Here is a 19,471-nt window from a genome sequence, read left to right as displayed (position 1 = left end):
CAACTTCCATTGTATCCTTAATTTCTACATTATGTTCTTTTGCAAGTTCACGCGCTTCTTCTACACTCATTGGATTCCAGAAATCTGCTCCAGAATGTTCCTTAATTGCATCTACCATATGAAGACGCGTCCATTCTGGTTCTAAATTAATTTCATAATCACCATATTGGATTGTTGTTGTACCTAGTACTTGCTTCGCAATATGAGCAACCATATTTTCTGTTAGTTTCATAATATCTTTATAGTCAGCATACGCTTCATATAATTCAATCATCGTAAACTCAGGGTTATGACGAGTTGATACACCCTCATTACGGAATACACGACCAATTTCATAAACTTTTTCTAATCCACCTACAATAAGGCGTTTTAAATGAAGTTCAATTGCGATACGCATATATAATTCCATATCTAACGCATTATGGTGCGTAATGAAAGGACGTGCAGAAGCTCCACCTGCAATTGCATGCATCATAGGTGTTTCCACTTCAAGATAACCGTTATCATCTAAGTATCTTCTCATTTCACGAATGATCTTACTGCGAGTAACGAATGTTTCACGGCTTTCCATACTTGTAATTAAGTCTAAGTAACGTTGACGGTAGCGTTGTTCAACATCTTTTAATCCATGATATTTATCCGGTAATGGACGAAGAGATTTCGTTAATAGCGTAAAACCTGTTGCTTTCACTGAAAGTTCTCCAACGTTCGTTTTGAACACTTTACCTTCAATACCTACTAAGTCACCTAAATCTGCTGTTTTAAATAATTCATACTCTTCATCCCCAACAGCATCTTTACGAACATAAATTTGAACTTGTCCATGTAGATCTTGAATATGTGCAAATCCAGCTTTTCCTTTACCGCGTTTTGTCATAATACGACCAGCGATAGAAACAGAGATTTCTTTCTCTTCTAATTCTTCTTTAGAAAACTCTCCATATAAGCTTAATAAGTCATTTGTTGCATTTGTACGTTCAAATCGTTTACCGAACGGATCGATTCCTTGCTCACGTAAGTTATGTAGCTTTTCACGACGAACAAGCAATTGGTCGTTTAATTCTTCGTGGTTCATGTTATCCATGGTATTGATATCACTCCAGCTCTATTAATTTTTACAATATATACAGTATAGCATTTTCTACTCAACTAGAAAAACTGCCAGCAACTAACTGGCAGTTCTTCTTTCTTTCACGTAATTATAGGAAGTGTATAGAAGAATGTCAATCTTCCCTATCTATTATTAACCAACGTGAATTGTTTGTTGTTTTGCCTCTATTTCTTCTACAAATACACCTAATACATTCGCAAGGTCTTCACGCGTATTACAAGCATTGATACCATTACGTACAGTTGCATTACCACGAATACCTTTTAAATACCAAGCTGCATGCTTTCTCATCTCTCTTACAGCGACATTTTCGTTCTTTAAATCGATAAGACGATCTAGATGCAACATACATACGTCAATTTTCTCACGCACTGTCGGTTCCGGCATTAGTTCACCTGTCTCTAAATACTTTACCGTACGATAAATCATCCACGGGTCTCCAAGGGCAGCGCGGCCAATCATAACACCATCTACACCAATTTCATCAAGCATACGCTTTGCATCTTGTGGCGTTGCGACATCACCATTTCCGATAACCGGGATGTTTACAGCTTGCTTTACTTGTTTAATAATATCCCAATCTGCTTTTCCCTCATACATTTGTACTCGTGTACGTCCATGAACTGCTACTGCTTGTCCACCAGCACGCTCAACAGCTTTCGCGTTCTCGATTGCGAAAATATGGTCCTCATCCCAACCAATACGCATTTTAACTGTAACCGGCTTTTCTACAGCATCTACAACTGCCGCTACCATTTCATATATTTTATTCGGATCTAAAAGCCACTTCGCTCCTGCATCACACTTAACAATCTTTGGTACCGGGCAACCCATATTAATATCAATGATGTCCGCTGTCGTATATTTATCTACGTATTTCGCAGCATCTACAAGGGTTTCTTTCTCGCCACCAAAAATTTGTAAACTTAATGGCTTTTCTCTCTCATCGATATATAACATATCTAATGTTCTTTTATTGTTCAGTAGTATTGCCTTATCACTTACCATTTCGGCACAAACTAGACCTGCACCGAATTCTTTTACTGTCAAACGGAATGCAGAGTTACACACTCCCGCCATCGGTGCTAATACAACTGGATTTTTCATCTCAATATTTGCGATCTTTAACACTCGACTTACTCCTTCCTTCATAGTCACTTTGGCATTAACTCATCTATCGAGACTTTTAATGCTTTAGCAACTTCCACTACAAAATCTTGGGAAGGCGATCGATTCCCTCTCTCAACTTCACCTAAAACAGATACAGATACCCCTAACTCTTTTGCAAAGCCTTCTTGCGTATAACCTTTTAGCTTTCGAAAAGCACGAATGCGTCTTCCCCATTTTTCTGCTTCCATACCGTTACTCCCTCTCGCCTTTTCATTTCTTCTACTTGTGAACGTGAAATGTTTTGTTTTATGTCTTGATTAATCTCTAACAACGGAACGATAACAAAAGCTCTTTCGAACATCCGCGGATGCGGAACAATAAGATTCTCTGCTTCAATATTTTCTTGATTATATAGCAAAATGTCAAGGTCGATGGTCCTCGGACCCCACCTGATTTCCCTTTTTCTTCCTAAATCATTCTCTACTCTTTGTGTAACCTTCAATAATTCTTGCGGTGATAAATTGGTAGAAATTTTTATAACTAAATTTAAAAAGCAACTTTGGTCAGTATAGCCAACTGGTTCTGTTTCATATACAGATGAAATATCGTTAACTTGGATATACGGGTTTTTGTTTAAAAACTGAATCGCTTCAGTTAAATACGTATAACGTTCTCCGATATTTGAACCTAATGCAATGTAAGCTATATTATTCATGGACGTTCTCTCGTAATTTCTACTGCTACAGCACGATAATGTCCCGGGATCGGCGGATCTGGTTTAATTACCTTTATCGTACATCTTGAAATACTCTCATATTGTTTCAATATATCTGTAGCAATATTTTCAGCAATGCTCTCTACAAGCTTATACGTTCTATCTTCAACAACTTTCCTACATAATTCGAAAAGCTCTCCATAATTGACAGACTGCTCTAAGTCATCACTTTCTCCTGCCTGTTTCAAATCCAATTCCACCGTTAAGTCCACTTTAAATCTCTGGCCTAATTTATTTTCCTCTGGGAATACACCATGATAACCATAAAACTCCATATCATGAATATAAATTTTATCCAATTACTTTACCCCCTTACCAATCATTGCATCCATCATCTTAGCCATACGTGCCATTTCCTTCACATCATGAACACGAACAAACTCACAACCCTTTTCAATACCAAGACAAACGGTAGCTCCCGTTCCCTCAAGACGTTCCTCTACCGGTAAATCTAGCACGTGTCCAATAAAGGACTTTCTTGAAGTACCTAAGAGAACTGGGTAACCTAGTACGTTTAACTGTTCTAAATTACGCATTACTTCTAAGTTTTGTTCAGGTGTTTTAGCAAAACCAATACCTGGGTCTAAAATAATATTTTCATCTCGCACGCCAGCATCTTTAGCAATTTTAATACTGTCATATAAATCAGCAATCATATCCGCCATTAAATTACGATAATTCATGTTATCGCGATTATGCATTAAGACGATAGGTACATCATAACGAGCTGCAACTTCAGCAATTTTCGGTTCCGCCTTCGCTCCCCAAATATCATTAATAATATGAGCACCCGCTTCTATTGCTTGTTTTGCAACTTCAGCCTTATACGTATCGATAGAAATAGGCAATTGCACTTCTTTTGAAACTGCCTGAATCATCGGCACAACTCGTTTTATTTCTTCTTCCACTGATACCTTAGCAAAGCCCGGGCGAGTAGATTCTCCACCGATATCAATAATATGAGTACCTGCATCTCGCATTTCTTTCGCATGGCGCACCGCAGCCTCTACCTCGTTGTAACTCCCACCATCAGAAAACGAATCTGGCGTTACATTTAAAATCCCCATAATTAAAGTTTTTTCATTTAAGTTCAATGTATATTCGCCGCAACGCAAATCATAATCCCACTTCAAACTACACATCTCCTCTTCGTAATTCATTTCTGCTCCACAATTTCTCTCTCTGCATTTCATAAAGGTTCATAAACTTTTTTGTAACCATCCCTACTTTACCCGGGAAATCTCGCCCCTCTATATGATTAAGTGGAACAATTTCTTGAATCGAATTTGTTACAAAGACTTCATCAGCTGAAAGCAATTCTTCTTTTGTAAAGAAACCTTCCTTTACTTCTATACCTAGTTCTTCAGCAACTTTTATAATAAACGCACGAGTGATACCATTTAAAATCCCCGTTTTTAACGAAGGTGTATATAGAATATCACCTTTTACAAAAAAGAGATTCGAAACAATACCCTCTGCAACATAACCTGTTTCAGTAAGGAAAATACCTTCCTTACTCGCAACACTTCCAATTTCACGTTTTCCCAAAATGTTATTTAAATAATGATGAGACTTCAAACGGGACGCACCCTCTGGTGTATTTCGCACTTGCTTTAAAACAACCCCTTCTTTTTCCACTACATCTCCCGGGGCTGCTAACGGTTTTATAAAAACAATAACAGACGGCTCTTCATACATTTCCGTTTGCAATCCAATTTCATCTATACCCGCTGATACATTAAAACGTACATAGGCATGCTCTAATTCATTCTTAACGAGTAAATTCTTCAAAATAAGCAGTACTTCACCTTTCGTCATTGTCCATTTAATTTGCAATGTATCTAGCGCATCTATTAAACGGTCATAATGATCATCCAACAAGAAAGGATGACCATTATAAATACGAAACGTCTCAAAAACTCCAAGACCATATAAATAACCATGGTCATACGGAGAAATTCTCGCTTCACTCGCTTCTATATACTCACCATTTACGTAAATTAACATGATGTCACACTTGGACTGTATTTACGAATGAAATTCTGCAACAACTCTTTCCCATGAGAAGTCATAATAGATTCCGGATGGAACTGTACACCTTCAATTGGTAATGTTATATGGCGAAGCGCCATAATTTCCCCTTCTTCAGTCCAAGATGTTACCTCTAAGCAATCAGGTAACGTTTCTTTCTTAACAATAAGTGAGTGATAACGTGTCGCGGTAAATGGATTAGGAATATCCGAGAAAATTGTCTTTCCGTCATGATGCATAAGCGATGTTTTCCCATGCATTAATCGCTCTGCACGAACTACCTCCCCACCAAACACTTGTGCAATGGATTGATGCCCAAGACAAACCCCCAAAATCGGAATCTTTCCGGCAAAGTGTTGAATAACCTCCATACTAACACCCGCTTCATTCGGACTACATGGGCCTGGCGAAATCATTAAAAAGTCTGGTTTCATATTCTCAATATCTGAAATAGTCACTTCATCGTTACGTTTAACAACAAGCTCTTGTCCCAGTTCTCCAAGAAACTGCACTAAATTAAATGTAAAAGAATCATAATTATCAATCATTAATATCATTTCTCTCACCTAACCGTTTCTTCGCTACGTTCTTTTGCACGCCATAAAGCAATCGCCTTTTTTAACGACTCTTTATATTCGTTTTCCGGGTTTGAATCAATTACAATTCCCGCTCCTGCTTGTACATGCGCTTTTCCATCTTTAGCAAGAAGTGTCCTAATTACAATATTCAATTCTGTATCTCCAGAATAACCGATCCAACCGATTGAACCTGTATAAATCCCTCGGCGAACAGGTTCTAATTCTTCAATAATTTCCATCGTACGTATTTTCGGGGCACCAGTAATTGTCCCCCCAGGGAATACAGCCTTCACTAAATCAAAAGCATCTTTATCTTTTTCCACCTCACCACGCACATTAGAAACAATATGCATAACGTGTGAGTATTTCTCAATTACCATAAATTCATCTACTTCTACAGTGCCATATTTACAAACACGCCCTAAATCATTTCGTTCTAAATCCACAAGCATGACGTGCTCTGCTCTTTCTTTTTCATTCTCAATTAATTCTCTTGCCAACTCTTCATCCTCTTGCTCATTCGCCCCTCTAGATCTCGTTCCAGCAATTGGTCGTGTACTTACTTCAGTTCCTTGTTTCTTAATTAACAACTCTGGCGATCCACTAACAATTTGAAAATCCCCAAGCTCCAAGTAACCCATATATGGAGATGGATTAATTTCACGAAGACTTGTATAGATTTCTAGCGGGTGTGTTTGTAGCGTTCTCTCTTGTCTTGTCGACAAGTTTACTTGGAACACATCACCAGCCCCAATATATTCTTGAATACATTCAACCGCCTTCATAAAGCTTTCTTCAGTAAAAGCAACTGCTTCACTTTTCTTTTCAGGGCATGCAAATGGTATAGTCACTTCCGGCGCTTCTGTCGCCCAAAGAATCTTCCATTCATTTAATCGTTCTTTCGCCTCTTCATGCTTATCTACATAATGTGTAATAATCCATAGTACTTTTTCTTCTTGATCATACACAAACACATCATCAAATAATAAAAAGAATATATCAGGTATATTAATGTCATCCTCCGCAAGAGAAGGAAGTTTTTCAATATAACGGATGCAATCATAACTAAAGTAACCAATTGCACCACCTTGAAACGGCGGGTACTCCGGATTATAGTCTGTTTTCCATCGCTCCATATATTCCTGCATTAGATCTAATGGGTTTCCTTGCTTTATTGTTTCCTTACCACTTTCGCTTATATGTAACGCTTCACCCTTCCCTCGGATTATCGCTACTGGGTTTAATCCCACAATGTTATAACGACCGCCACGTCCACTCTCTAACAAAATATGTTGTGGCTTATCCTTAGAAAGAAATTTATATTGCTTAAAGAAATCTAACTGATATGGAATAGAAAGCGCTAAAGATTTTCTTCGTTGCATATCAACACCCCGTCTTCTTTTATCCCACCCTCTTAGATTAACCACCTCAACTACATTCGTTATGTATATAGATCGGTTATACTCGAAGGCTAGTGAAAATAAATTAATTATACTACCTCTTATTTTACATGAAGTTTTCTAGTCATTCACTCTTTTCCTATTTCCAATCCAAAAAGAAAAAGCATCCTTTTTCAAGGATGCTTTTTCAATCACATATAATTAAGACTCAAATTGATAAAGTGGTGTACTTAAATAACGTTCACCGTTACTTGGGATAATAACAAGTACCTTTTTCCCTTTACCTAACTTTTTCGCAATTTCTGTCGCTGCATAAATAACCGCTCCTGAAGAGATACCCACTAAAATACCTTCTTCTTTAGCCACTCTTCTTGCATATTCAAATGCTTGCTCTGTTTTCACTTGAACAATTTCATCATATACTTCTACATCCAATGTCTCTGGAACGAATCCCGCTCCAATTCCTTGGATTTTATGTGGACCTGGTTTCCCACCAGATAATACTGGTGAATCCGCAGGTTCTACTGCATAAATTTTAATATCTTTATACGCTTCCTTCAGTACTTCACCAGCACCAGTAATCGTTCCACCTGTACCAATACCTGCAATAAACGCATCTAATTGATCACCCATTTGTTCAACAATTTCTGGACCTGTTGTTAAACGATGAATTTCTGGATTTGATTGATTTTTGAACTGTTGCGGTATAAAGTAACCATGTTCTTTTGCTAATTCAGTCGCTTGACGAATTGCTCCGCCCATTCCTTCAGGCCCTGGAGTCAATACTAATTCAGCGCCATAAGCACGTAATAAATTACGACGCTCAACACTCATCGTTTCTGGCATTACTAAAATTGCCTTATATCCTTTAGCAGCTGCTACCATCGCTAAACCAATTCCTGTGTTACCACTTGTTGGCTCAATGATTGTATCGCCCTCTTTTAATAATCCCTTTTTTTCAGCATCTTCAATCATAGCTAACGCAATACGATCTTTAACGCTGCTCCCGGGATTCATAAATTCTAATTTTAAGTATATATCTGCGCTGTCTGATTCTACGATGCGGTTCAACTTAACGATCGGCGTTTTCCCGATTAATTCTGAAACTGATTGTGCCACTCGCATTCCTGTCACTCCTAACACCGAGTATTTTTATTGGTTTTATCTATATTTAGATTTTGTCAGAAAATTCCCTGTTTGTCAATCTATTTGGAGGATCGCTCCCCTTAATTCCCTTATTACAGATTCTCAATTAAATTTGTAATATCTTCTTTAGAGAACTTGTATCGTTCATTACAGAAATGACAGTGAACTTCTGTCTCTTCCTCTTCTTCACGAACTTGCTCTAACTCTGTTTTACCTAAACTAATTAACACACTCTCAATACGTTCGCGTGAGCATGTGCAATTAAATTGAACATCCATCGTTTCTAATACTTTTACTTTATCTTCTCCAAGAACTGCATACAGTAACTCTTCTGGAGAAAGCCCTTGTTCGATCAACGTTGATACTGGAGGGATTTTTTGCAAACGTTCTTCAATGAATGAAATTGTTTCTTCCTGTGCGCCTGGCATAATTTGAAGGATAAATCCACCTGCCGCTAATATGCTATCATCCCCATTTACAAGAACGCCAACACCTACAGAAGAAGGTGTCTGCTCGGAAACTGCAAAATAATACGTGAAGTCTTCCCCTAATTCTCCTGAAACAATTGGAGATTGACCAATAAATGGCTCACGCATACCAATATCTTTAATTACCGTTACAAATCCTTCAGTACCTACAGCTTGATATACACGTAATTTCCCTTGTTCCGTTCCTTCAAAGTCAACATGTGGATTTGTTACATAACCACGTACATCCCCATTTGCATGAGCATCTACTAAGATAGGACCAATCGGACCATTACCTTCTACCTTAATCGTTAACTTTTGGTCACCTTTTAACATTGCACCCATCATTGTACCTGCAGTTAAAGAACGACCAAGCGCCGCTGAAGCTGTTCTCCATGTATCATGACGTCTTTGTGCCTCACTTACTGTGTTTGTTGTGCGTACACTATACGCACGCACTTCCCCATCAAATGCTAACGCTTTTACTAAATAATCTTTCATACTTATTTATTCACCTTTCTCATGCTGTAAATTTGCATTACGCTCGTATAACATATATAAACCTTTTAATGTTAAAAATGGATCTACAACATCAATTACATTCGATTCTTCTGAAATTAATTTCGCCAATCCACCTGTTGCAATAACTTTCGGTTCTTGTTTAGCTTCCTCTTTCATACGCTTAACGATACCTTCCACTTGTCCAACATACCCATAAAGAATGCCAGATTGCATCGCACTTACTGTATTCTTCCCAACAACACTGCTTGGTTTTGTAATTTCAATACGAGGAAGTTTTGCCGCTCTACTATATAAAGCCTCTGCTGAAATCATAATTCCCGGCGTAATAACTCCACCCATATAATGCTTTTCTTCGTTAATATAACAATATGTAGTAGCCGTACCAAAATCGACAATAATAAGCGGACTTCCATATAAGTGGATTCCTGCTACTGCATTTACAATTCGGTCCGCGCCTACTTCACGTGGATTTTCATATTTAATATTTAGCCCCGTTTTTATTCCAGGACCTACTACAAGCGGTTTAATTTTAAAATACTTTTCACACATGCGCTCTAAAGCAAACATAATTGGTGGCACGACTGAAGACACGATAATACCTTTCACATCTTCAAACGAAAGACCTTCATGCTCAAGCAACTGCTTTACAAGCATTCCATATTCATCTTCTGTCTTATGACGATCTGTTTCCATGCGCCAATGTTGACGAAGTTCCCCCTCTTCAAACACGCCTAGTACAGCATTTGTGTTCCCTACATCCAATACAAAAATCATATTCTCACCACTTATCTTATTTAATCTATATTTGTGCAGTATGTATAAAACTTATAGAAACATCATATCACACATACTTATATAATCAGCTTTTCTATCCTCATCATTTTACAAAAAGATTACGCTCCATTTCAATTTTTAATACCCTATTTATTTAAATTCTTTTTCTACTTCATTTCGTTCCACAAATAAAAAAAAGGAGTGACCATCGTCACTCCTTCATCTCTTACTTATCTTCTGACTCTTCATCGTCCTTCTTCATGTTGATGTTTACTTTCACATCAGCTGAAGATGTTGGACGTTCTGGCAATCTGCCGTAATCACATAAATGATTGATTTGCTCTGCATCTAACGTTTCTACTTCAAGTAACGTTTTCGCAATAAGATCTAGTTTATCACGATTTTCAGTAAGAATTTCTTTTGCACGAGCATAACATTCTTTCATAATCGTTTGCATTTCCACATCAATTTCGTGTGCAATTGCATCACTGTAGTTTTGTTCTGAATGGAAGTCTCTTCCTAAGAACACTTGACCACCTTGCGAGCTACCAAATTGCATTGGTCCAAGCTTATCACTCATACCGAATTCCGTAACCATACGTCTTGCAATGCCAGTCGCACGTTGGAAGTCGTTGTGAGCACCTGTACTCACTTCACCAAACACAATCTCCTCAGCCACTCGGCCACCAAGTAAACCAGTGATTTTATCAAGTAACTCTGGCTTTGTCATGAAGTAACGATCTTCTTTCGGAAGCATTACTGCATATCCACCAGCTTGACCACGAGGGACAATTGTTACTTTATGAACGACATCAGCTTCATCAAGAACAACACCAATTACAGTGTGGCCCGCTTCATGGAAAGCAACGATATTACGTTCTTTTTCAGAGATAACACGACTCTTTTTAGCTGGACCTGCAATAACACGATCCGTTGCTTCATCAATGTCACTCATATCAATTTTCTTCTTATCTTGACGCGCAGCTACTAAAGCAGCTTCGTTTAATAAGTTTTCAAGATCGGCACCAGAGAATCCTGGCGTACGAGTTGCGATTGCTCTTAAGTTGATATTCTCATCAAGCGGTTTATTACGAGCATGTACTTTCAGTACAGCTTCACGACCATTTACATCTGGACGATCTACTGTAATTTGACGGTCAAAACGACCTGGACGTAATAATGCTGGGTCAAGAATATCAGGACGGTTTGTCGCAGCGATGATAATAATACCTTCGTTTGCACCGAATCCATCCATTTCAACAAGCAATTGGTTTAACGTTTGTTCGCGCTCATCATGGCCACCACCAAGACCTGCGCCACGTTGACGTCCTACCGCATCAATTTCATCAATGAAAATGATACAAGGAGCATTTTTCTTTGCGTTTTCGAATAAATCACGTACACGTGATGCACCGACACCGACGAACATCTCTACGAAATCAGAACCACTGATAGAGAAGAACGGAACGCCTGCCTCACCTGCAACGGCACGTGCTAGTAAAGTTTTACCTGTACCTGGAGGTCCCACTAATAGAACACCCTTCGGAATACGGGCACCAACTTCAGCAAACTTACGAGGGTCTTTCAAGAATTCAACTACCTCAACAAGCTCTTGTTTCTCTTCATCCGCTCCAGCAACATCTCTGAAACGAACTTTTTTCTTTTCGTCATTATATAACTTCGCCTTACTTTTCCCGAAGTTCATAACACGGCTACCGCCGCCCTGAGCTTGGTTTAATAAGAAGAAGAATAAAATGAAGATAATGACAAACGGGATGATAGAAGTAAAGAAGGTTACCCAAGCACTTGTTTCTTCTGCTGGTTGATACTTAACTTCAGCACCTTGCGCTTTATCATTAATTTTCTTTTGTAATTCCTCAGTATTTGGTGCATAAGTAACAAATTGTTCTCCCTGGCTAGAGTTATTAAATTGTCCTTTTACTTCAAACACACCATTTTTCGGTTGAAGCTGCACATTACGCACTTCACCTTTTTCTAGTTTAGTAATGAATTTATCGTAGCTAACTGATGTCGTTTTTTGTGTCGAACCATTAAAATAGCTCACGATTCCAATTACTACTAGGAATATCAGTAAATAAAAGATGGTATTACGGAAGATACGATTCATTCCTAACCTCCTCTCACGGCATAAACACTATAGTAAATCGTAACATAGAAAAACTTTCCTATACAATTGTGACGCCTGTATTTAATTAATTTGAGTAAACGCTTGGTTTTAATACTCCTACATAAGGAAGATTACGGTATTGCTCTTTATAATCTAATCCATATCCTACAACAAATTCATGCGGTACAGTAAATCCAACATAATCCGCTTTCAAATCTACCTTACGGCCTGTTGGTTTATCTAATAACGTAACGATTTTTACAGACTTCGCTTTACGATATTTAAATAGGTCTACTAAGTAACTTAGCGTAAGACCGCTATCAATAATATCTTCAACGATTAAAATATCGCGACCTTCTACAGAAGTATCAAGGTCTTTTAAAATTTTCACTTCGCCTGTTGAAACAGTTGAGTGACCGTAACTAGATACAGCCATAAAATCCATTTCAAGATATGTATCTGTTCTCTTTAATAAATCTGCCATGAATGGCATTGCACCCTTTAGTACACCAATCGCAAGAGGTACTGTGTTTTTGTAATCCTCTGCAATAATTGCGCCTAATTCGAGCACCTTTTCTTGTATTTGCTCTTCAGAAATTAATACTTTTTCGATATCTTGATTCATCATTTCATTATCCTCCCGGAAGACTCCTTGCTTTTGTAGTGAATAATCATATATTTATCCTTCTTTGCCTTCTCTTTCGAGATAGCAAATGCAGATCGCTTCAACAAGGGTAACCAAATAATATTCCCACTTGCATCACAAACGACCGGCCATTCTTCTCTTTTTTCTCTTGGTACTTTCGCTTCGATAAAAATAGCTTTTATCTTTTTGGTACCATTCATACCTTGTATTGACATGCGATCTCCATTTTCTCTAGAACGAATACGAAGTGGATATGATATATCATTATACTTAGCAACAAATACTGTTTCATTCATGTTACTTGGTATATCTTCGCTCACCTCGGTTACAAGTTTATCCCCGTTCGATAGCGTAATTGTCCCGGGTACTGATAAATCTTGTAAAAAAGGAGAAACAATTTCTTGTTTAAATCCAAAGCTACACTCCTCGTATGTGCGAACAATTTTTAAATCACCTGGGAAATCAAGTGAACCCGAAGGTTGTGTCCGCTTAAAAAACTCAATCACTTTGTCAATATGTATAGAGGAAAGAGAAGATGGAATCTTATATTCATAAAGATAGTTTAATATTAGTTGAATCCCTCTTCTTTGTAAAGGCATAGACATGGATTCAAAGGCAGGAATTGATAAGCTAACTTGTTTATCACTTTTTTTTGTAATTACTTTATTCATTTTCTCAAAAGCTAATTCCTGCAAATACGCCTCATCCTCTTGCATCTGCATGCTAAATTTTTGAAATTTCTCATGCACTTTTGAATTTTCTTCTTTCAAATGAGGAAGAACATATTTACGTAATCGATTCCTTGTATATACTTCCTTTTTATTACTCGGATCTATACGGGGAATTATTTTTAGCTTATTACAGTAATCAACAATTTCCTCCTTCGTTACTCCAAGTAACGGCCTAATTAAATACCCATTATGAAAAGGACGCTTCACCGCAATTCCTGCATACCCTTTCGGAGTACTCCCTCGTACAAGACGCATTAAAATCGTCTCCACTTGATCATCACCATGATGTCCAAGAGCTACATACCTCGCATCATATTTCTTCATTATTCTTTCCAAAAATGCATATCTGCATTCTCTAGCAGCAACCTGTGCATTCATCCCGTATTGCTGTTGATATTGCGACACATTAATCCTTATCGTTTCGCAAATAACTCCCAGTCCTTTACAAAGGTCCTGCACAAACTGTAAGTCCTCATGAGATTCATCACCTCTAAACATGTGATCCACATGTGCCACTACAATTTCAAACCGTTTTGCTGCTCTTTTTTCTAACAAATAATATAGAAGAGCCAAAGAGTCAGGACCACCTGAAACACCTACAACAATTGTTGAACGTTCCTTTAATACATCATGCTGCTTTACAAAGTCATCTACCTTTTCAACAAATGTATCTTTCAACTTCGTAATCACCTTTCATTAAACAAGAACAGCAACGTTAGTTACCTTGTTTATAATGGTACAACTTTTACAAACATTGTGCAAAAAAAAGATATACAAAAATTACATTTTTATCTTACATCATCCGTACATATTCCCAAAAATAATAACATTATCTTCTAAAGAAAAAAAACCTAGGCATTTACCTAGGTTTTTAGAAAGAAACAGCGATAGAAAAACATCACTCTTCAAATTTATCCCGCCATTTGTGGACAGTAAGAACCTCAACTCAAAATTCAGTAAAAACAAAGAAGTTAGATGGGACAAGCTACCCGTAAAAGCCCAATTGGTGAAGGATAATAATCGGTGGGAGATGAAGCCCCCCACTAATTAAAGTTTTACCTTATTGTGCCTTCACTCCTACAATTGGAATCGTAGCCCACTTTGGCATATTTTTCTTCACTTTCGCCACAACAATGGTCATATCGTCATTTATATAACCATCACAAGAGCGAATCACCTCTTCCATGATGATATCAGCAATTTCTTGCGGATCTTCGGTTTGTAACTCTTTAATTTTCCGCTTCATCCATAGTTCATGATTTTCCACATGCTGTGCTCCCTCAAAAATCCCATCGCTCATCATAATAAGAATATCGCCCGTTTTTAATTGTTCACCCACTACATCAACTTCAACATCCTCAATAATCCCCATTGGCAGATTGCTCGCCTCAATTTTCAAAATATTATTTGCGCGTTTAACAAAACTCGGCGTCGATCCAATCTTTAAAAATTTCGCACTCGCATCCCGCAAATCTACCATAGCTAAATCTAACGTCGTAAACATCTCTTCTGTTGTTCTTAATGAAAGAATAGAATTGATAGACTTAATCGCTATTTCCTCATCAATACCTGATTGAAGTATTTTTTGTAATAATTTTACCGTTTCTTTACTCTCCATATGAGCTCTTTGCCCATTTCCCATACCATCACTAATTGCAAGTGCATATTTACCAACACTTAAATCCATCATCGCGTAAGAATCACCCGAAACAAACCCACCGCCTTTTGCAGCTGTGGCCAATCCCGTATCAAGAGAATACGTTTTTGCTGAACCAAATGATATTAAGCTATGGCCGTTCGGATAAGAAGATTTTTCTTCATGTTTAACAACAATGTTTTCCTTTAGAATATCAGAAAGCATCGGCGCAACTAACTTTTCACATTCCCCATGTTCATTAGATGCAACTGGAATCAACATTTCAATATCAATACTCCCTCTATCTAAACAATAAATATCAACATGCTCTATTTCTACACCAAAATCACGAAACGCTTGCAAAATCTGTTCTTCCTGTACTTGATGATTTTCTCGTTCTCTCTGTATCTCCTTAGCGAAATCTTCCATAACTTTTGATACACCTAATAGTTGCTCTGCTACTATTCTACGATTTTCCTTCATTTGTTTTCGTAATTTTTGCCCCTCATAAAAGTGATCTAATTCGCCTGCTACTAAATCCGTCACTTTCTTCCCTCTTACACAATGCTTATCCCATTCACGAACTAACTTCCGATTATGCTGCAACGTCCCCTCTTCCGTTTCGCTCATTATTTGTTTCATATAATCATACGTTTTATCAAAGTTAACTACCCAGCATTGGTCCTTTTTAAAGCATGTTTGACATGTTTTCGCAGTAATTGTACTTAAGAACAAATCTGCCTCTGTCTCTTTATCTTCCTCCTCCACATATCCATATACAGAAAAGCTATTAGATAAAGCAGCAAATACATTGGCAAATTGATTAATCTTATTCGCTGTAACATCACGCATCCTTCTTAAATACTGCTGTTGATCTTGCGAATGTTCCTGTGTGCCCGGCATAAATTTAGCAATACGATCCATTACAAGTTTCGGTGTTAATAAGAAGAAAGCAATCGCCACACCAGATTCAATTAAAGTTGTCACAATGTTTGTTTGCTTGTCTACATATAGCGTAATCAAGCTCGTCCCAATTAATAAACCTAAACTAACACCTAAACGTTTCCCTTCTTTTAATAAACCACCAAGCAACCCAGAAAAGGCTAACAAGCTAAGCTGAGATAAGCTGGAGACATTGGCTAAACTTAATATTAGTCCAGTTACAACCCCCACTGTAGATCCTGTAGCGGCCCCCGCGATAAATGCAAACACGAGCACTAAATACCTAGTAAAAATATGTTGAATAGAAGCATCATATACAAACCAATCTGTTGTACCTGTTAAAACAGATGCTAGTAATATAATTAAACAAACGATTTCTTCTGTCTCTAACGCTTGCTGTTTACCTTTTCTTTCTACTAAAAGCGGAACACTTTGCAAAAATATCATAGTTAATACGAAGCTAAGCCCTGCTTCAATCGTACTAACGAGTAAATCGTACATGGTGACGGTTTGTTGTGCAAAATATACGACAACTAAATGTGCGGTTAATGCGGAGATAAATACTTGGAACGGAACAAGACCAACAGTTTTACGTGTAAATCGACTGAAGAAGATATTATAAATGAAGAAAGTAAAAATAGATGCAAAGGTAAAGAATAAATTATCTATCGAAACTGAAAGTGCGCCTCCCATTAGAGCCAAGAACGCGAGCGGCATTTTATCCCGTTTCATAACATAAACAGCAGCAAAAAACGGCAGTGCAAACGGTAAAATGTTTGTTAATATATATGCTCGTCCCAAAAGAAAACCAATAACAACAATAATAAATCCCCATCTAAAGAAAACTTGCTCAAACTTCATTCGCAACTTACTCGTCCACTTTACTGCTCCAAGCTGACTCTCATTCATTGCCAATGCACTTGTATTCATAGTATTCCTTCCTGCTTTAGGCATATTTTTAACACCACCTGCATAGTTTAATTACTGTCATTATAAAAGATGATTATTGGGATTTTTGTCAAAACAACAGTTTTCACTTTTATAATCGTTCGACTTTTTATTCGAAATAACTCTACATATATACACGGTATGTAATTTATCCTTAAATTTTTAATTGAACATTCAGAAAATATAGGGTGATTTTGTAGAAGCATTGTATGTCTTAATTTATTTAACAAAAAAAGATCATGCAAATTTGCATGATCTTTTTAGATGACCCGTACGGGATTCGAACCCGTGTTACCGCCGTGAAAGGGCGGTGTCTTAACCACTTGACCAACGGGCCGTTAAATTAAATATAGCGGCGGAGGGGATCGAACCCCCGACCTCACGGGTATGAACCGTACGCTCTAGCCAGCTGAGCTACACCGCCATGTCGTCTTATTTAACGGACAATTAGTATCTTACCTCAGATATAATTTAAAGTCAACATATCTTGAAAAATTTTTTAAAAATATATTTTCACATATAAAAAAGCACCCCGAGCAATTGCCCTGGGCACCTCTCTATATGCTAAGAATTAAACGTTCTGATTATCCGCGACGTGCGCCACGGCCACCACGTTTAGATTCTGTGTTACGTTTTAAAGAAGTTAAGCGATCTTCGCTATCCTTTAAGAAACGTGCCATTTTTTGCTCGAATGTTTCTTTTGGAGCTCGGTCGTTACCACCGCCACGGTTATCTCTGTTGAAAGAACGATTATTACGTTGTGGACGTCCAGAACGTTGTTGATCGCCACCGCGTTGGTATTCACCACGTGGACGATCTCCTTCTGTTTTTTCACGCTCTTTCGCTTTTTTAATAGATAGACCGATCTTACCATCTTTTTCAACGTTAATAACTTTTACTTCTACTTGGTCGCCCACTTTTAAGTGATCGTTAATATCTTTCACATAATTATCAGCAACTTCACTAATATGAACTAGACCCGTTAAGCCTTCTGGCAGCTCCACAAAAGCCCCAAAATTTGTAATACCTGTTACTTTACCCTGTAACTTGCTGCCTACCTCGATTGACATAAAAAAAATGCTCCTCCTTAGTGGTTAAAAAGTCAAATTTTACTTTATTATATATAATCCTAAAATATAGTGTCAATAAGACATACTCTACTTAGAAACAGGAAAAATTATCTCCCCTTTTCCAGAGAAGAAATAATCCCTTCTAGCAATCTTTAATACGTACTCTTCATCATTTAACTTTTGAACTTCGTCTTTTAGACTCTTTTCTTTATTCGTTAATGAATCCAGTTCTTTTTTCATGTCCTTAACTTTTGCTTCTTTTGCTCTAATGGAACTGTTTTGTTGATAAAACGTTACACTAATACTCGCAATAATTGTAAAAGCAAAGACAAGAAAAACCGCTAAACGGCGATAAAGTCGCTTCCTGTTCTCATCCGTTTGTATTATATGCTCTTTAACAGGATTTGGACTCTGTTTTTCGATTGTTCTTTGTCTCAGTTCCCTCATTTCCGAGGTCCCCCTAACTTCTTTTTTATACGCTCCCATAATTGGAAGATATGTCCCTTCAATTTTGCTACATATTGCAGGAACCCTACATGTTTCATTATAAAAAGTTTAACACGATTAGGGAGAAGTTTCCATATGAGCGAAGCAATAAATCGAACAGGCCAGAAAAAAACTTTCCATATGAAAAGTAATATCCAAATCACCATTTTCCATAACACATGTCCAATTGAAAGCAGTATACGAAATAAGAATAATATAAATGCAATAAATAGCTGCGCTATAATAATAACAGGTTTTATCATGAGTAGCTGTATAATTTGAACAAAAAAGTGTGTTGTTTGCACAAAAATATAGATGAGAAAATTTAACAGTCTCATATATACTGCTTTCAATAAGCTTTGATATGCCGCAAAACCACATAATAATGCTAAAAATACATATATACGTAGTTCAGCTTCATTTACAAGAAGCAATACATAAAAAACGAATAATGCTTGGACAATCCAAAATAGTATATCATGTATAAATACAAGCCAACGTTTACGTTCTTGACGCTTTAAAAATCGTTGGTAGGTATCTAAAGACGCTCCAATCCAAGCACCCATTCCAATCATTGAGAGCATCGTATACAACTGAATTGTTAGACTCATTTAAACAACTTACTAAAGAAGCCTTTAGTTTTATCCCCTTGATTCTCATCAATATACAGCATCTCATGAACTTTCCCTTTAATCGATACAATGCCTTTTTCTACATCTAAATTTTTCATTTGCAAATTTTGACCACGAATTGTTAAAAAGCCCATTACTGTCTCAAGTAAAAACTCTTCGCTATCAAAACTCTCTACCTGCTTTACACCGGTAATATCAATTACACGCCTACCACGCATAATAATATCATGCTCTACAGAAACATTTTGTTGATTAGAAGACATAGGTGAGTAACCATTATTCACGTAAATCCCCCCATACATTTATACTAGCTAATAGTAATGTATGAAGAGATAATT

At 37.3% G+C, this 19,471-nt stretch carries 20 protein-coding genes and 2 tRNA genes (1 of these 22 running past the window's edge); all 22 read right to left on the bottom strand.

Features of this window, described 5'->3' with window-relative positions; genetic code table 11:
- On the bottom strand, window positions 1–1,084 hold the 5' portion of the coding sequence (gene lysS, locus ATN06_RS00590; protein ID WP_000369671.1) for a lysine--tRNA ligase. Its footprint begins 416 nt before the window's first position; the window shows 1,084 of its 1,500 coding nt (coding positions 1–1,084); it begins with the start codon at window positions 1,082–1,084; its stop codon lies off the left edge, out of view.
- A 159-nt stretch (window positions 1,085–1,243) separates the two neighbouring features.
- Window positions 1,244–2,242: a tRNA dihydrouridine synthase DusB gene (dusB, locus tag ATN06_RS00585; RefSeq protein WP_060629195.1), complete on the bottom strand. Its 999-nt coding sequence runs from the start codon at window positions 2,240–2,242 to the stop codon at window positions 1,244–1,246.
- A 23-nt stretch (window positions 2,243–2,265) separates the two neighbouring features.
- Complete coding sequence (locus ATN06_RS00580; protein WP_000387027.1) at window positions 2,266–2,469, bottom strand: helix-turn-helix domain-containing protein; 204 nt, start codon at window positions 2,467–2,469, stop codon at window positions 2,266–2,268.
- Complete coding sequence (gene folK / locus ATN06_RS00575) at window positions 2,421–2,936, bottom strand: 2-amino-4-hydroxy-6-hydroxymethyldihydropteridine diphosphokinase (protein WP_060629194.1); 516 nt, start codon at window positions 2,934–2,936, stop codon at window positions 2,421–2,423. Before folK ends, ATN06_RS00580 begins: the two co-directional genes overlap by 49 nt.
- Window positions 2,933–3,295: a dihydroneopterin aldolase gene (folB, locus tag ATN06_RS00570; RefSeq protein WP_000358060.1), complete on the bottom strand. Its 363-nt coding sequence runs from the start codon at window positions 3,293–3,295 to the stop codon at window positions 2,933–2,935. Before folB ends, folK begins: the two co-directional genes overlap by 4 nt.
- On the bottom strand, window positions 3,296–4,156 hold the full coding sequence (gene folP, locus ATN06_RS00565) for a dihydropteroate synthase (protein WP_060629193.1): 861 nt from the start codon (window positions 4,154–4,156) through the stop codon (window positions 3,296–3,298).
- Entirely contained in the window at window positions 4,131–5,003 is an 873-nt protein-coding gene (pabC, locus tag ATN06_RS00560) for an aminodeoxychorismate lyase (protein ID WP_060629192.1), read from the bottom strand. Before pabC ends, folP begins: the two co-directional genes overlap by 26 nt.
- The gene (gene pabA / locus ATN06_RS00555) at window positions 4,997–5,584 is read right to left on the bottom strand and encodes an aminodeoxychorismate/anthranilate synthase component II (RefSeq protein ID WP_060629191.1); all 588 of its coding nucleotides are present in this window, start codon (window positions 5,582–5,584) and stop codon (window positions 4,997–4,999) included. Before pabA ends, pabC begins: the two co-directional genes overlap by 7 nt.
- A 5-nt stretch (window positions 5,585–5,589) precedes the next feature.
- The gene (gene pabB, locus ATN06_RS00550) at window positions 5,590–6,987 is read right to left on the bottom strand and encodes an aminodeoxychorismate synthase component I (protein WP_060629190.1); all 1,398 of its coding nucleotides are present in this window, start codon (window positions 6,985–6,987) and stop codon (window positions 5,590–5,592) included.
- A gap of 219 nt (window positions 6,988–7,206) precedes the next feature.
- Window positions 7,207–8,130: a cysteine synthase A gene (gene cysK, locus ATN06_RS00545; protein ID WP_060629189.1), complete on the bottom strand. Its 924-nt coding sequence runs from the start codon at window positions 8,128–8,130 to the stop codon at window positions 7,207–7,209.
- A 113-nt stretch (window positions 8,131–8,243) separates the two neighbouring features.
- Window positions 8,244–9,119: a redox-regulated molecular chaperone HslO gene (gene hslO, locus ATN06_RS00540; protein ID WP_000656366.1), complete on the bottom strand. Its 876-nt coding sequence runs from the start codon at window positions 9,117–9,119 to the stop codon at window positions 8,244–8,246.
- Window positions 9,120–9,125: 6 nt separating this feature from the next.
- Window positions 9,126–9,914: a type III pantothenate kinase gene (locus ATN06_RS00535; protein ID WP_000578367.1), complete on the bottom strand. Its 789-nt coding sequence runs from the start codon at window positions 9,912–9,914 to the stop codon at window positions 9,126–9,128.
- A gap of 226 nt (window positions 9,915–10,140) precedes the next feature.
- Window positions 10,141–12,042 carry an ATP-dependent zinc metalloprotease FtsH gene (ftsH, locus tag ATN06_RS00530; RefSeq protein ID WP_060629188.1) on the bottom strand — a complete coding sequence of 634 codons (1,902 nt, stop codon included), beginning with the start codon at window positions 12,040–12,042 and terminating at the stop codon, window positions 10,141–10,143.
- Between the two features lie 85 nt (window positions 12,043–12,127).
- Window positions 12,128–12,670, bottom strand: a complete 543-nt coding sequence (hpt, locus tag ATN06_RS00525) for a hypoxanthine phosphoribosyltransferase (RefSeq protein WP_000981838.1) — start codon at window positions 12,668–12,670, stop codon at window positions 12,128–12,130.
- Entirely contained in the window at window positions 12,667–14,097 is a 1,431-nt protein-coding gene (gene tilS / locus ATN06_RS00520) for a tRNA lysidine(34) synthetase TilS (protein WP_060629187.1), read from the bottom strand. The genes hpt and tilS overlap by 4 nt, the downstream gene beginning before the upstream one ends.
- Before the next feature lie 382 nt (window positions 14,098–14,479).
- Entirely contained in the window at window positions 14,480–16,951 is a 2,472-nt protein-coding gene (gene spoIIE / locus ATN06_RS00515; protein WP_060629186.1) for a stage II sporulation protein E, read from the bottom strand.
- A gap of 259 nt (window positions 16,952–17,210) precedes the next feature.
- A tRNA-Glu gene (locus ATN06_RS00510) sits at window positions 17,211–17,282 on the bottom strand.
- 13 nt (window positions 17,283–17,295) lie between these two features.
- Window positions 17,296–17,369, bottom strand: a tRNA-Met gene (locus tag ATN06_RS00505).
- A 160-nt stretch (window positions 17,370–17,529) separates the two neighbouring features.
- Window positions 17,530–18,015: a S1 domain-containing RNA-binding protein gene (locus tag ATN06_RS00500; protein WP_000021451.1), complete on the bottom strand. Its 486-nt coding sequence runs from the start codon at window positions 18,013–18,015 to the stop codon at window positions 17,530–17,532.
- Window positions 18,016–18,102: 87 nt separating this feature from the next.
- Window positions 18,103–18,462 carry a cell division protein DivIC gene (divIC, locus tag ATN06_RS00495; RefSeq protein WP_001208737.1) on the bottom strand — a complete coding sequence of 120 codons (360 nt, stop codon included), beginning with the start codon at window positions 18,460–18,462 and terminating at the stop codon, window positions 18,103–18,105.
- On the bottom strand, window positions 18,459–19,112 hold the full coding sequence (gene yabQ, locus ATN06_RS00490; RefSeq protein WP_060629185.1) for a spore cortex biosynthesis protein YabQ: 654 nt from the start codon (window positions 19,110–19,112) through the stop codon (window positions 18,459–18,461). Before yabQ ends, divIC begins: the two co-directional genes overlap by 4 nt.
- Window positions 19,109–19,396 carry a sporulation protein YabP gene (yabP, locus tag ATN06_RS00485; protein WP_206772775.1) on the bottom strand — a complete coding sequence of 96 codons (288 nt, stop codon included), beginning with the start codon at window positions 19,394–19,396 and terminating at the stop codon, window positions 19,109–19,111. The genes yabQ and yabP overlap by 4 nt, the downstream gene beginning before the upstream one ends.
- Window positions 19,397–19,471 lie beyond the last annotated feature (75 nt).

The sequence above is a fragment of the Bacillus thuringiensis genome (assembly GCF_001455345.1).
Classification (GTDB): Bacteria; Bacillota; Bacilli; order Bacillales; family Bacillaceae_G; genus Bacillus_A; species Bacillus_A thuringiensis_N.
Note: the sequence above shows the minus strand (reverse complement) of the source record. Positions and strands in the feature narration are given on the sequence as shown.

What these genes read in the sequence shown, in the direction of transcription:
- ATN06_RS00580 (WP_000387027.1), bottom strand. Translation starts at nt 2,469, where the DNA reads ATGGAAGCAGAAAAATGGGGAAGACGCATTCGTGCTTTTCGAAAGCTA.
- folK (WP_060629194.1), bottom strand. Translation starts at nt 2,936, where the DNA reads ATGAATAATATAGCTTACATTGCATTAGGTTCAAATATCGGAGAACGT.
- folP (WP_060629193.1), bottom strand. Translation starts at nt 4,156, where the DNA reads ATGAATTACGAAGAGGAGATGTGTAGTTTGAAGTGGGATTATGATTTG.
- pabC (WP_060629192.1), bottom strand. Translation starts at nt 5,003, where the DNA reads ATGTTAATTTACGTAAATGGTGAGTATATAGAAGCGAGTGAAGCGAGA.
- pabA (WP_060629191.1), bottom strand. Translation starts at nt 5,584, where the DNA reads ATGATATTAATGATTGATAATTATGATTCTTTTACATTTAATTTAGTG.
- pabB (WP_060629190.1), bottom strand. Translation starts at nt 6,987, where the DNA reads ATGCAACGAAGAAAATCTTTAGCGCTTTCTATTCCATATCAGTTAGAT.
- cysK (WP_060629189.1), bottom strand. Translation starts at nt 8,130, where the DNA reads ATGCGAGTGGCACAATCAGTTTCAGAATTAATCGGGAAAACGCCGATC.
- hslO (WP_000656366.1), bottom strand. Translation starts at nt 9,119, where the DNA reads ATGAAAGATTATTTAGTAAAAGCGTTAGCATTTGATGGGGAAGTGCGT.
- ATN06_RS00535 (WP_000578367.1), bottom strand. Translation starts at nt 9,914, where the DNA reads ATGATTTTTGTATTGGATGTAGGGAACACAAATGCTGTACTAGGCGTG.
- ftsH (WP_060629188.1), bottom strand. Translation starts at nt 12,042, where the DNA reads ATGAATCGTATCTTCCGTAATACCATCTTTTATTTACTGATATTCCTA.
- hpt (WP_000981838.1), bottom strand. Translation starts at nt 12,670, where the DNA reads ATGATGAATCAAGATATCGAAAAAGTATTAATTTCTGAAGAGCAAATA.
- spoIIE (WP_060629186.1), bottom strand. Translation starts at nt 16,951, where the DNA reads ATGCCTAAAGCAGGAAGGAATACTATGAATACAAGTGCATTGGCAATG.
- ATN06_RS00500 (WP_000021451.1), bottom strand. Translation starts at nt 18,015, where the DNA reads ATGTCAATCGAGGTAGGCAGCAAGTTACAGGGTAAAGTAACAGGTATT.
- divIC (WP_001208737.1), bottom strand. Translation starts at nt 18,462, where the DNA reads ATGAGGGAACTGAGACAAAGAACAATCGAAAAACAGAGTCCAAATCCT.
- yabQ (WP_060629185.1), bottom strand. Translation starts at nt 19,112, where the DNA reads ATGAGTCTAACAATTCAGTTGTATACGATGCTCTCAATGATTGGAATG.
- yabP (WP_206772775.1), bottom strand. Translation starts at nt 19,396, where the DNA reads ATGTCTTCTAATCAACAAAATGTTTCTGTAGAGCATGATATTATTATG.